Origin of the sequence: uncultured Metabacillus sp., from assembly GCF_947503125.1 — a bacterium.
GTDB lineage: Bacteria > Bacillota > Bacilli > Bacillales > Bacillaceae > Metabacillus.
In genome coordinates this window covers 59,752-71,945 of the sequence record NZ_CANNCR010000014.1, presented here as the reverse complement: position 1 = coordinate 71,945, position 12,194 = coordinate 59,752, and the positions used below count along the sequence as shown (strand labels likewise).

Here is a 12,194-nt window from a genome sequence, read left to right as displayed (position 1 = left end):
TCATCCCTCCTTAATTGTATCAGCGATAGCAAAATCACTTTCTGTTTTTCTTTTTACTTCATCAAGAGTTACCCCTGGCATCAGTTCAATAAGTGTCAGTATGTTATCTTGCCTTTCAAATACAGCTAATTCCGTGATGATCATATCTACCTTCCGATTGGAGGTGATTGGGTATGTGCATGTTTTAACAAGCTTAGGCTCCCCCTTTTTATTTGTATGGTTGGTTGTCACAATAATTCTTTTCGCTCCGCTCATTAAATCCATTGCCCCACCAACACCCATTATCGTTTCACCAGGTATTGCCCAATTGGCAATCAATCCCGATTCATCTACCTGAAGCGCACCTAAAATGGCAACATCAATATGTCCGCCGCGGATCATCGCAAATGAATCCGCACTGTCAAAATAAGCGGCTCCGTTCGCTTCACCTACTGGCAGCTTGCCGGCATTAACCAGCAATGGATCAATCTCTTGCTTTAGGTCATCAACCCCTAATAAACCGTTTTCTGTGTGTAAAAAAATCGAAGATGAATCAATATACTTGCTGACAAGTGTCGGAATCCCAATCCCAAGGTTCACGATGTGTCCATCCTGTAATTCTTTAGCTGCTCGCATGGCAATGCTTTCTTTCGGTTTTAAAAGCGTGTTCATCTTATGATCACCCCTTCTTTCGTTAAGATTTTTTCACTATAGATTAGCGCATCAACATAGAGATGAGGTGTCACAATTTCCTCGGGATTCAGCATTCCTGTCTTAACAATTTCATCTACTTCAACAATCACATAATCGGCAGCTGTTGCCATTATCGGGTTGAAATTTCTTGCTGTTTTATAGTAGGTCAGGTTTCCTAATTCATCTGCTTTATGTGCTCTGATAAGAGCAAAATCAGCTTTAAGAGCAGGCTCAAAACAGTATAATCGGCCATCAATGTCTCTTATCTCTTTCCCCTTGGCAAGCTCGGTTGAGACAGAGGTTGGTGTATAATATCCACCTATGCCAGCACCTCCTGCTCTTATTGACTCGGAAAACGTTCCTTGAGGCAAAAGCTGAACATCGATCTTACCAGCATGATACATTTCAGCCACCTCCCGATTACTTGTGAAATAGGAACCGATTGCTTTTTTGATCTTTCCTTGTCTCAGCAGCTCCCCAAGTCCCTTACCTGCCTCCCCTAAATTATTACTAATAATGGTTAGCTCATTGGCGTCATGCTTTGTAAGTGCATCAATTAAGGTTAGAGGTGCTCCAACAAGCCCAAATCCGCCTACCATAATTGTTGATCCTTTTGTAATTGGGCGGGTCGCGTCTTCAATCGCTCTCTTTTTTCCCACTCTTTTTCCTCCTTTATATTTTGTAAATGACTGTGATTCCTTTTTCAACAGCTCATTTTACTACTTAGCGCTGGACTTTTCGGAGTATACAAAAAGCCCAGTCTTGGCCATAAGAAAAAGGAAATACAAAACATTTCCTTACTTCCAATGGATAAGCTGGGCTTTCTTAATTCGTATGAAATGGGTATATTTCATCATTAAGAAGACACTATCCGTCCGTAAGTTTGTTAGCGTTTTTAGTTACGTCTAATTTATAGTAACAAATGAATCTAGCAGGTTCAAGACATCTCTTCAATTTTTTTCTTTTTTTCTATATACCGTTTATATGCAGCTTTTAATGCGACAATCACTGAATTTGTTGATTGTGTATAGTAATGAGCTTCTATTCTCTGGATGAGTGAATCTAATCCGGTTGACAAATCATACCCAACAATTAATCTGCTCAAAAAATCACGTGCTAAATCTGTTACAAAGGTAAACTCTGCATTTACAATGACATTCGTTTCAAAATCAATTTCCAACACAATTCCAGACGTTTTATAAATTTCAAACATTGCACTGCCTTGCGGGGCTTTTGCATATCCAGTTACTAATACTGTTTTCATTTTAAATTGTTTAGTCATGATCGTTAGCATCCCCTTTATCTTTAACATTCTTCTGTTTTATTTTAAAGGAAAAGCAGAGGAATTGATATTTATTAATCATAATATTATCTAAAATATAATGATAACTCTTTTCCAATAATTACGTTTGATAAACACTACATTTCTTACTATACTAATAGTTGTACGATAACTGATTTAATGTTCAGGTAATCGCTGCAGTATTGAGATTACTGCAGAGGAAAGTCCATGCTCGCACAGTGCTGAGATGCCTGTAGTGATCGTGCCTAACGAATTAATAAGTTAGGGCAATTTGGCTTTATAGCTGAATTGACGGCGGGAAAAAACGCCTAAGTCTTCTAAGATATGGCCGAGTATCCCTGAAAGTGCCACAGTGACGAAGTTTATTGGGAAACCAATAAGATGGAACGCGGTAAACCCCACGAGCGAGAAACCCAAATTTTGGTAGGGGAACCTTCCTGAAGGAATCCAAACGGATGGAAGGACAGAGTCTGTGCTCTGTAGATAGATGATTGCCACCTGAGTACGAGGGTAAAACCGCTTCAGTACAAAGGAACAAAACATGGCTTATCGAACATTAATCGAACAGGAACGTACACGCAAAACCTTCATTGGAAGGTTATTTTTTTTGCTTAAAATACTAAAAAAGCGCGTCAGCAATTATGCTGTACGCACCTATTAAATAGCAAATGCATGATTTCCAATCGTTTTCACTACTTCTCGAGTTAAAATCCAATCGCTCGTTGCTGTTTCCGGGTTATAAAAATATAACAACTCATCATTTTTATCTTCATTCTTCAACGCTTCTTGTACAGCTTTGTGCGCTTCTTTATTAGCAGGTTCATTAATGGAGCCGTTTTGAACAGGCTCAAATGCATTTTCTTCATAAATAACGTCTTTCACTGTATCCGGGAATTGTTCGTCTTCAACGCGATTCAATACAACAGTTGCAACGGCAACCTTTCCAGCAAATGGTTCACCCTTTGCTTCTGCATGAACAAGTCGTGCAAGCAAATTCTCTTCTTTTTTCGTAAGTGTTAGAGTTTCCTCTTTCTTTTCAACAAGCGCCATTGGTTCTATATCTGATTGTTCATTTTCTAAAAAACGTACGTCAATCACTTCTGATTCCTTCATTGCAATATCTTCTATCACTTCTGGATCCTTCATTTCAATATCATGTTTTTCCAAAATTAATTGCAGCGTGTCACCAGTCTCAATCACATCTACTTCTTCAGCATGTGATGAATTTGTTGGAAAAACGATATATGAAAGTACAAATGCAACGGAAAAAGTTAAAATAAATGATTTTTTCATATTGTAAACCTCCTGTTTTTCTTTTTTTAAATTGAAACAGGCCCAAGTACAAGGCTAACAGGTTTACAAGTACAAAACATTAGTGAATGATTGGCATTTTTACCAATGTTGTTTAATGGAGATGAAAGAAGATTTCGATTCACTGTCTCGTTTCTTTTATATAAAAATAAAAAAGGGTAACTCTATTTGATTCGAGTTGCCCTTATCTTTGTGCTACATTATTTATTTAACTGTTCTGTTTCCAAGCGTCCGGCACCGTACAAACGGTATGCACCATGCATGGTCGGTCCAACATATTCATTTAGCTTCCAGCCATGGCGGATCGCTTCTGTAATAAAAGCTTTTGCAACGTCAATCGCTTCTAAAACTGATTTCCCTTTTGCCAGTTCGGCTGTAATCGCAGCAGAAAATGTACAGCCTGCACCATGAATATAGGTCGTATCGATTTTTTCATTTTCATAAAGCTTGAATTCATTGCCATCAAATAATAAATCAACAGCTTTGTCATGTTGTAATTTGCTGCCGCCTTTGATCACAACATATTTGGCACCAAGCTGATTAATTTTTACTGCCGCTGCTTTCATTTCATCAATGGTTTTGATTGGTCCAATTTGCGCTAATTGACTTGCTTCAAATAGGTTAGGAGTCACAACTGTTGCAATCGGTACGATCACCTCTCGCAATGCATCAGCTGTATCAGGGTTAAGAACCTCATCCTCTCCTTTACATACCATGACAGGATCGATGACAACCTTTTCTAATCCAGCCTCTTTTATTCTTCTTGCAGCTGTTTCTATCGTTTCAACTGTACCTAGCATCCCTGTTTTTACAGCATCGATACCGACGGACAAAGCTGTATCCAGCTGCGCTTCCAAGGCATCATTTGAAATCGGAAAAACACGATGATGCCAGTGATTATTTGGGTCCATTGTTGCGATAACGGTTAAGGATGTCATTCCATATACGCCTAGCTCTTGGAACGTTTTTAAATCTGCTTGTATTCCTGCACCACCGCTTGTATCAGATCCAGCGATTGTTAATACTTTTTTCATTGTCATTTTATGTACCTCCAAGTTGATTAAATCAATTCGTTAGTTATGATTGTGATCATACTGATTATTTTAATATGATACTCCTGGCATTCCAAAAAGTCACGCATCAATTAGCATACCGATAGCTTCGTTTGAAATCCCTTTGAATTTTAATAAAAATTTTATTGCGTCACAGAGAAATTCCCTCGCAAATGATTAGAATGGGCTATTTCCCTTGGTTTTACAACAAATCGTATGAAAATATCCCTCCAATAGTGGAAGGATTATACTACTAATAATTAATAGTTCATTATTGCTTTCCAAAATTCTTTTGCTACAGCTTGATACCCATCTGAGCTTAAATGGATATCATGTGGATTTGGAATATAGTCTTTTTCTTGTTTTTCGATCACTTTTTCTGTCGGTACGAAGGTATCATTGGCCGCTTGTGAGACACCTTGGATAGTTTGATTTAATGCATCCAATAATGGCGATAACGCTTCTTGCTGGTCTTCAGGTAAGTGTGGGAATGGATGATAGTAGCCCATGACATACACGTTTGCATTTGGATTTAGTTTACCGATTTTATCTAAAATAACATATAGATTCTTTTTTATGCTTTCTAACGTAACTTTTGCCTGAGCTGGGTCCTGTTGGATCTGAGTTAATGAAGTGAGTAAATCATTAGCACCAATATCTAGTGTAACAACCTCTGCTTGTTTGATAGCTTCTTGAATTCCATTTTCATTTGTCATTAATTGATTTATGACATTAACTGTTTTAAATCCAGATACCCCAAATTTTGTTAAATCAACATGATAATTGGATTGTTCAAAACGATCCACTAAATAATCAGCATATCCATCACCAAGCTGTCTATATGGTGTTTGTCCTGCTGCAAGAGAATCACCTAATGAAACATAATCCACTTGTTCTTTATTTAGTTCCTTCGCGAATGAACTAACTGGTAATGCCGCAAAAATCGCTCCCATAATTAAGAAGCTTATAATCTTTTTTCTTCCGTTCATCCTATTCACCCTTACAATATGATCTTTGCAGAAGATTTCATTAAAAACATAATTCCTTCTGTTTTTTATGTAATATGTAATGCTTTTCAAATTTTAATCACTTTTTCCATATTTAATTGAATTAATTTTTTAATATTCCTAAATATTCCGTCCAAGGACCAACATCTTCCTTGTATCTTTTAGCCATTACCCGGACAATTTGAGCAATATGTGTTAAATCATGAACAACCCAGGTTGAAAGCAATTCTCTTATCTTCACTACACCAAATGACGGGTGAAATCCCGTTATTTCAAGTTGGGTATCAGAAGCGATAAGCTTCTTTAGTTTTGATATGTTTTGCGTTCTTCGTGTTTTAAATTCATGCAACTTTTCTTCAATCGAACTTTCAGAATATTGATTCAAGTGAGAAAAACGATCAAAAACAGGAAATGGTTTGCTTTCTCCTTCCCGAAGAATCATTGCTAATCTTGGTATCCAGTTATGTTTTTCGCCTTCAATCAGATGATCAATTACTTCGAAGACATTCCAGGAACCTTCCCCTTCATTACATTGCAACCAGTTATCAGATAAACCTACTAAAAAAGACTCCAATGTTTTCGGTGTCCGCTCAAGTAACTCAATCGCTTCTTCCATTGTAAAATTCATATCATGGCTCCCTTCTAACAGCGCATCAAAGAAAAGGACAACGCAAAATCGTTGCCCCTTGTAACTATTTTTTAATCATTAACATCGAGTTCGCATTTACTTGAAACTCATAAGGAACTTTTCGTTCTTCCACAACAAATCCCATTTGAGTAAGATCGGTTATTAATTTATCAAGATGTTCATATCGATTCCCTTCTAAATCAACCAATGGAAAAATACGAACTTCCTCTTTTGTCACCCTTAATAATTCAGTAACCGTATTTTTATGAAAATCGAAATTTAATCTGTCTGCATAGGTAAACAAAAAATGGGCAGACAGTAGAATATCAAATTCCGCATCTTTAAATGGCAAAAAGGGCAATGTTACAGGAACATATCTTTCATTTGCCTCTTTCATATCATCGGTACATTCGTTTAAGGCTCGTAAACGGTGTTTTCTAAGGGTATCAATATTTTGAAAGCAATCCCAAACATAATTGCCTTTTACTTGTTCCATGTGCTCCATCGCGTGTTCGATATCTTGAAGACCTTTCTTTTTCAGATCCTCTCTTGAATGATAATAGGCAATGTCACAGGCAGTAACATTAAAGCCTAAATGATTACCGACAGCCGTAAACGAACAAGCCCCTGCCGGACAATCAAGTATCTTCTTTCCTTTTAGCTCTTCCTTTGAAAGCGAGAACATCTTCATGTATTCTTCAAAGGTTCTTCCGATAAAAATAATTCGTTCTAAAGCTAATTTTGCACTCTGCTCAACTCTGCTCAACTCATCTCACCTCTTCATAAAGAATTAACTACATATTATCACAGCTAATTGGAAATGTTAACCTATACATTCTTATAGTGGCTTTCTTTTTGAGAAAATTCCATATAATGATACAGAAGGGATCATTGAGGATACTTTAAAGGGAATGGATTCCTATGGTGTTCATTATTCTGAAGAACTTGTAAAAGGTGATTTAGATCCACAAAGTCAGCAAATTGCTGAAGAAGTGATTGATACGAGTCGGAGACATGTACAGCAATTGAAACAATTATTACATTAATATCGAAAAAGAAGACCATTCCATTTTGGTCTTCTTTTTAAAATGAATGAAATTAATGTTCCTTACTCTGTACTTCTGTTTTTTCTTTAGATAAAAACCAACCGCCTAATGCGATCAGAAGCATAACAGCCCAGAAGATGGTATTCCATATTGGTCCTTCAACAAAATCATGTGAAATAATATGAAGAGCTGGATGAGCTAATGTATGCATTAATAGCTTAACCCCAACCCATCCAACCAAAAGCATAGCAGCTGTTTCAAGGCTAGGTCGTTTTGTTAGTAGCTTAACGAAAAATCCTGCTGCAAATCGGATGACAATCAGACCTGCTATAGCACCTAATAATATAACAATAAATTTAGCAGCATCCATACCGCCGATATTCCCCATTGCTGTATCTGGCAAGGCAATAACAAGAGCAACTGCAGCTAAAATTGAATCTACGGCAAATGCAATATCAGCTAAGGCAATTTGTGCAACAGTCATACGATAGCTTCTCACTTTTTTCTCTTTTCCGTCATCATGCTTTTTAAATAAATGCTTTAGCGCAATAAATATTAAATAAGCAGCACCGATTGCTTGAACTTGCCAAACATTGTAAAGAAACGAAATAATAAAAATGGCACCAATTCTAAAAATGAAGGCTAATAACAACCCAATATTAATCGCTCTTTTTTGCTGTTCTGCAGGTAAATGCTTTGCCATAACAGCTAAAACCAATGCATTGTCAGCAGATAATAAGCCTTCTAAAAGAATCAAAATCAGTAAAACCCAGCCATACTCCAATAATAAAGTGAGTTCCATCTTATCCTCCTAAGAAATAGTAATTACTTTTATGTTAAAGATAAAAACAAACGATTTTTTAGTGAAAACAGTTGTCTTTTCTTTTTACAATATTGTCCCGATTTCTTTCATTGCTTATGCAAAGATCTGACAGGTAAATACGTGAAGTATTCTATGATCTTTATTACCCATTTTTCATCCTAATCAATCTTTAGCTTCATTTCATCTACTTCATACGCATGACAAGTTAAATAGTTTCATATTTTTTTAGATTAAACGATTTTTTTCATGAGTTTTGTTAATATTCTCATGCTAAAATAAGACCAATTCGAACTAACATCTTTTATAATGGTTCTAATAAGCTTGTGAGGTGAAACATATGAGAAGTAAGGAAGAAATGATGAACCTGGGAATGAATTTTGCCCTTCAATGTGAAAAAATTAGAATCTTTACTCTAGAAGGCTCACGAACAAATGCAAATATTCCGAGCGACGAATTTCAGGATTATGATTTTAGTTATTTTGTTACAGATATAAACTTTTTTAAAAAAAATGATGATTGGTTAAACTATTTTGGTGAAAGGATTATGATGCAAAAACCAGAAGCAATGGAATTATTCCCGCCTGAATTAGGAAATTGGTTCTCGTATATCATGATTTTTAAAGATGGCACAAAAATCGATCTCACGCTTATTCCACTAAACGAGTATAAAGATTATTTTAAAAACAGTGATGGACTTGTTGAAGTGCTTTTAGACAAAGATAGGTTAATAAAAGAAACCGTAATTCCAACGGACAGAATGTATCATATTCAAAAGCCCAGCGAACAATCGTTCATTGACTGCTGTAATGAATTTTGGATGACTTCTACCTATATTGCAAAGGGTCTTGCCAGAAAAGAATTCCTCTTTGCTGCCGATATGATAAACGGGCCATTTCGCCCGAATTTACTCACGATGTTACGATGGAAGGTTGGAATTGAAACTAAATTTTCACTTAGTATTGGCAAATCAGATAAGTTCTTACATAAATACGTCTCTGAAGACATATGGAATACTTTAATAGCGACATATGAAATGGGTTCTTATCAAAAAATGTGGCATGCACTTTATACGAGTTTTAATCTATTTAGAGAAACTTCTCACTTTGTCGCCCAAACTCTTGGGTTCCGCTATCCGGACTTTGATGAAAAAGTAAGCGCTTATATAGAAGGAATTCGTCAGAAATCCATACAAGAATAATTAAAGGGACAGTCCCCCAAACACAATAGTAAGCTCCATATCTTTGTGTTATTTGGAGGATTTGTCCCATTAACGTTTCTTTAATCAGGTTTAGACTTTACCCAGGCTGCAATGTCATTTACAACATATTCTGGTATGTTAGCTGGTGTAAAGTATTCCATCGGTGTGCTCATTTCCCCTTCTCCTTCTGTAAAGAAGTGATTAAGCTTTGGATATAACCTGTATTCAACATTGGTTCGATCTGAAAGTTCTTTTTTCCAAATTGGTATTTCAACATCTGAAACAACCTGGTAATCGCGCTCGCCTTGAATAATTAACAATGGATCATTTTGCCGTTTTGCCATCTCTGCAGCTTTAATATCATTAATCGAATCCCAAAACACTGAATGTCCAAGCTGGAATTCCGCTGGCGGATTTTCGCCTGAAAAGTTTGGATCATTTAGCATCGCAAATTGTTCCTTAAAAAACGCAGCATCCTGTGGTGTCAATTGGCCAATTGAAAGAAGATAATCAAATTGATCAAGGATGACATCCTGAATGGTTCTTGCTGGTCCGCCCATGACGATTGCACCAGCAATATTATCTCTTTTGTCTTGGTTGATCATTTGCGGCACCATCATACCGCCTTGACTATGACCAAGAATATAGATTTGATCATCATCGATCTTCTTCTCTTTTTCAAGCAAACGTGTTGCTAGAAGAGCATCATTTGTAGTCTCTTTATCAACCGTGTGATATTGATCCGCCGTTGTTTTTACTGAATGCTCGAATGTTCGTTTATTATAACGCAAAACCGCAATACCGTTTGACGCTAGCCCATGAGCCAAATCACGGAATGGTTTTAAGGCATAGGCTGTTTCATCCTTGTCACTTGCCCCAGATCCTTGAACAAGAACGACTACTGGAAATGTTCCCTTTCCTTTAGGGATAGACAGTATACCAGGCAGTGCAAATTCACCTTTTCCGATCACAACCTCCTTTTCAGTAAACAAATCGGGATTGCTGTAAGCAGGCTCTGCTGCTGACGGTCCGAAAAAACTGTTTAATAAGAAATCATTGATCTTTCCGGTTTTGTCCACTCTAATTGTAAACGGATACGCCCCTCTTTCAAATTGAAGCACAACCTCTACATTTGTGTGGACTTTATTTGACTCTATCACCTCTGCTCCACCGATACCAGTGAATGCTCCTAATTGCGGGTGCAGCTGTTGTAAAACTGTGTTCCAGTAGATCTCCAACCATTGTTCAGAAATTGATTTCTTTAAGGCATGTGAAGAGAATTTTAAGGCTTGTCCATACTTACCTGCTTCCATAGCCGTCACAAATTGAACGGCATTATGTACAAAACGATCGTTTTGTTTATCTTTGGCAATATTAAGCCCTTTATTAACGGACTTACTTTGCTCTTTAGTAACAAACCTTGGTATGCCTAGTAGATTAATAGATTTCGATACCGCAAAAGCTTCTGTTTCTTCAATCAAATCCATTGATTGGTTGGTTGAGCTCAATCCAGAAACTGATTCCTTTCCCATTGCCATAGTGGGGATGCTTAAAGAAATCGTCAGCCCCAGTATCAGACATTTTTTTCGAAATGATTTTTTCAAAAGAATACCTCCCCTAAAATCTTTGCTTCTTTTCTATCACTCTTTTTATTACGTTTCTGATAGGAGGAGGTTTCATAATTTCCCTTTTTTTCAAAAAATAGGTTAAAAGAAACAGGATGATCTTGTTACAAAATGGAGACAAAGTAACAAAAAGTGGCATAAAAGTCCTTTGAGATCTTGTTAGATTTTAGTTGGAGAGAAATTTAACTGTTTAATAATTGCTGGCAATTCATTTAAATCATCTACAATTAAATCTGTATCGACATGATTCCATTGCACATCTTTTTTCCAAATTCCTTTGATTCCAACATTTTGAGCACCCCTTACATCGTTTTCAGGATGATCACCAACAAAAATGGCTTCGTGTGGTGGAACAGAAAGTTGATCTAATGCCTTTTTAAATAGAAGTGGATCTGGCTTTTTCATTCCCTCCCACTCGGAAATTAACATAACATCAAAATATTTTTCAATACCTAATGCCAAGATATTATCCATTTGAAATTGTCCAAAGCCATTTGTAATCATTCCTAATTGCAGATTACTATTTTTCAAGTTTTCCAGCATGTCATTCAGATGCGGGAAGGGTACACAGTTATTCTTGAATTCAACTATGTAATAATTAAGTAATTCTTTCCAAGTGATTTTTTCAATCTTAAATTCATTTACTAATTGTTTATATACCTCATCCTTCCAGACATAACCGCGTTTCTCGATTTCGATAAATCGTGAAACATACTTCTCTTTAGGTATGTGGCCAACCTGTTTATGTAATCTTTCATATTGCCGATTAATGAATAGATTTACCGATTCATCTCTATTTAATAACGTTCCGTCTAAATCAAATAGTGCTGCTTTGATCATCTAAAAATCACTCTCCTTTTTAAAGATTCTTTCTTGATTATTAAGCAAAATCCTTTTTTTTCACGCTGAATCATAAAAGCTTAAATTAGCTTTTATTAAAATAAAGAACCGCCATAACCCAAGCAAAGATTAAGACGATTCCTCATTGGATATTATTATTTCTCTACAGATTCAAGCGTATATAATGAAAGTTTCGGATTAGGGTTAACCCAAGCACTTTCAAATACAAAGGTCACTTTATAGTTTTCGTTATCACTGTATGTGACATAATACATTCCTTCTTGCTCTTTTTCGCTAACAGGCTCCCCAAGCAATTCCTTAACATCAGCTAAATGAATGGTTGTCAGCTGTGGATCGAAATCATCGATGGCTGTAATTGTTTTTCTGCCTGTTGAACCGTCATAAAGAAACCGAATATTCTTGCTCCAATAATTGGCTGCAACAGTACTTAAATCCTCTGCTGGACCCCATTCTTTTTCAACCTTTTTCAATGAATCCCCAACAGAAAATGAGCCGCTGCTGATCGTTTGCTGGGATTCATAGGCTAACCCCATGATTTTCCGAATCAACAGATCTGGGGAAGTCTCAGAGGGTTCTGAAGCAGCAGAAGCAAAAGCAGCCCCACTAAATAAAAGGAAAACCAATGTTAAAATTGAAAAGCCTCGAATTAAAAGATTACTTTTTTTCAA

14 protein-coding genes and 1 other RNA gene are annotated in these 12,194 nt (G+C 36.5%); 3 read left to right on the top strand and 12 right to left on the bottom strand.

Features of this window, described 5'->3' with window-relative positions; translation table 11 throughout:
• The 3 genes from Q1B07_RS12010 to Q1B07_RS12000 all read right to left on the bottom strand — a co-directional run bounded on the left by Q1B07_RS12010 (position 1) and on the right by Q1B07_RS12000 (position 1,954).
• Positions 1–651 (bottom strand): 3-oxoacid CoA-transferase subunit B, encoded by a 651-nt coding sequence (locus tag Q1B07_RS12010; RefSeq protein ID WP_299089885.1) that lies wholly within the window; start codon positions 649–651, stop codon positions 1–3.
• A complete protein-coding gene (locus tag Q1B07_RS12005) occupies positions 648–1,331 on the bottom strand; it encodes a CoA transferase subunit A (RefSeq protein WP_299089888.1) in 684 nt (227 codons plus the stop codon). Before Q1B07_RS12005 ends, Q1B07_RS12010 begins: the two co-directional genes overlap by 4 nt.
• Positions 1,332–1,609: 278 nt before the next feature.
• Positions 1,610–1,954 carry a DUF3870 domain-containing protein gene (locus tag Q1B07_RS12000; RefSeq protein WP_299089889.1) on the bottom strand — a complete coding sequence of 115 codons (345 nt, stop codon included), beginning with the start codon at positions 1,952–1,954 and terminating at the stop codon, positions 1,610–1,612.
• A gap of 180 nt (positions 1,955–2,134) precedes the next feature.
• On the opposite strand from Q1B07_RS12000, the gene rnpB reads away from it, so the two are divergent.
• Positions 2,135–2,529: RNase P RNA component class B (gene rnpB / locus Q1B07_RS11995), an RNA gene on the top strand.
• Positions 2,530–2,632: 103 nt separating this feature from the next.
• Here the strand turns inward: rnpB and Q1B07_RS11990 are convergent.
• The 5 genes from Q1B07_RS11990 to Q1B07_RS11970 form a co-directional block, all read right to left on the bottom strand.
• Positions 2,633–3,268 carry a cell wall hydrolase gene (locus Q1B07_RS11990; protein WP_299089890.1) on the bottom strand — a complete coding sequence of 212 codons (636 nt, stop codon included), beginning with the start codon at positions 3,266–3,268 and terminating at the stop codon, positions 2,633–2,635.
• Positions 3,269–3,486: 218 nt separating this feature from the next.
• Positions 3,487–4,326 carry a pyridoxine/pyridoxal/pyridoxamine kinase gene (gene pdxK / locus Q1B07_RS11985; protein ID WP_299089892.1) on the bottom strand — a complete coding sequence of 280 codons (840 nt, stop codon included), beginning with the start codon at positions 4,324–4,326 and terminating at the stop codon, positions 3,487–3,489.
• 272 nt (positions 4,327–4,598) lie between these two features.
• Positions 4,599–5,327, bottom strand: a complete 729-nt coding sequence (locus Q1B07_RS11980) for a GDSL-type esterase/lipase family protein (protein ID WP_299089894.1) — start codon at positions 5,325–5,327, stop codon at positions 4,599–4,601.
• A 121-nt stretch (positions 5,328–5,448) separates the two neighbouring features.
• Positions 5,449–5,973, bottom strand: coding sequence for a DinB family protein (locus Q1B07_RS11975; RefSeq protein ID WP_299089896.1), 525 nt, complete (start codon positions 5,971–5,973; stop codon positions 5,449–5,451).
• Between the two features lie 64 nt (positions 5,974–6,037).
• On the bottom strand, positions 6,038–6,739 hold the full coding sequence (locus Q1B07_RS11970; RefSeq protein ID WP_299089899.1) for an SAM-dependent methyltransferase: 702 nt from the start codon (positions 6,737–6,739) through the stop codon (positions 6,038–6,040).
• Positions 6,740–6,884: 145 nt separating this feature from the next.
• Between Q1B07_RS11970 and Q1B07_RS11965 the strand changes: the two genes are divergently transcribed.
• Positions 6,885–7,019, top strand: a complete 135-nt coding sequence (locus Q1B07_RS11965; protein ID WP_299089901.1) for a hypothetical protein — start codon at positions 6,885–6,887, stop codon at positions 7,017–7,019.
• Between the two features lie 52 nt (positions 7,020–7,071).
• Here Q1B07_RS11965 and Q1B07_RS11960 read toward each other — a convergent pair whose 3' ends face one another.
• A complete protein-coding gene (locus tag Q1B07_RS11960; RefSeq protein WP_299089903.1) occupies positions 7,072–7,821 on the bottom strand; it encodes a TerC family protein in 750 nt (249 codons plus the stop codon).
• A gap of 358 nt (positions 7,822–8,179) precedes the next feature.
• Here Q1B07_RS11960 and ant(6) point away from each other — a divergent pair, with 358 nt between their 5' ends.
• Positions 8,180–9,040: an aminoglycoside 6-adenylyltransferase gene (gene ant(6), locus Q1B07_RS11955; RefSeq protein ID WP_299089905.1), complete on the top strand. Its 861-nt coding sequence runs from the start codon at positions 8,180–8,182 to the stop codon at positions 9,038–9,040.
• Between the two features lie 80 nt (positions 9,041–9,120).
• Here the strand turns inward: ant(6) and Q1B07_RS11950 are convergent, their stop codons facing one another.
• The 3 genes from Q1B07_RS11950 to Q1B07_RS11940 all read right to left on the bottom strand — a co-directional run bounded on the left by Q1B07_RS11950 (position 9,121) and on the right by Q1B07_RS11940 (position 12,194).
• Positions 9,121–10,644 (bottom strand): alpha/beta fold hydrolase, encoded by a 1,524-nt coding sequence (locus Q1B07_RS11950; RefSeq protein WP_299089907.1) that lies wholly within the window; start codon positions 10,642–10,644, stop codon positions 9,121–9,123.
• A 180-nt stretch (positions 10,645–10,824) separates the two neighbouring features.
• Positions 10,825–11,505, bottom strand: coding sequence for an HAD family hydrolase (locus Q1B07_RS11945; RefSeq protein WP_299089909.1), 681 nt, complete (start codon positions 11,503–11,505; stop codon positions 10,825–10,827).
• Between the two features lie 155 nt (positions 11,506–11,660).
• Positions 11,661–12,194: a DUF4309 domain-containing protein gene (locus tag Q1B07_RS11940; protein WP_299089911.1), complete on the bottom strand. Its 534-nt coding sequence runs from the start codon at positions 12,192–12,194 to the stop codon at positions 11,661–11,663.

What these genes read in the sequence shown, in the direction of transcription:
- Q1B07_RS12010 (WP_299089885.1), bottom strand. Translation starts at nt 651, where the DNA reads ATGAACACGCTTTTAAAACCGAAAGAAAGCATTGCCATGCGAGCAGCT.
- Q1B07_RS12000 (WP_299089889.1), bottom strand. Translation starts at nt 1,954, where the DNA reads ATGACTAAACAATTTAAAATGAAAACAGTATTAGTAACTGGATATGCA.
- Q1B07_RS11990 (WP_299089890.1), bottom strand. Translation starts at nt 3,268, where the DNA reads ATGAAAAAATCATTTATTTTAACTTTTTCCGTTGCATTTGTACTTTCA.
- pdxK (WP_299089892.1), bottom strand. Translation starts at nt 4,326, where the DNA reads ATGACAATGAAAAAAGTATTAACAATCGCTGGATCTGATACAAGCGGT.
- Q1B07_RS11980 (WP_299089894.1), bottom strand. Translation starts at nt 5,327, where the DNA reads ATGAACGGAAGAAAAAAGATTATAAGCTTCTTAATTATGGGAGCGATT.
- Q1B07_RS11975 (WP_299089896.1), bottom strand. Translation starts at nt 5,973, where the DNA reads ATGAATTTTACAATGGAAGAAGCGATTGAGTTACTTGAGCGGACACCG.
- Q1B07_RS11965 (WP_299089901.1), top strand. Translation starts at nt 6,885, where the DNA reads ATGGATTCCTATGGTGTTCATTATTCTGAAGAACTTGTAAAAGGTGAT.
- Q1B07_RS11960 (WP_299089903.1), bottom strand. Translation starts at nt 7,821, where the DNA reads ATGGAACTCACTTTATTATTGGAGTATGGCTGGGTTTTACTGATTTTG.
- Q1B07_RS11945 (WP_299089909.1), bottom strand. Translation starts at nt 11,505, where the DNA reads ATGATCAAAGCAGCACTATTTGATTTAGACGGAACGTTATTAAATAGA.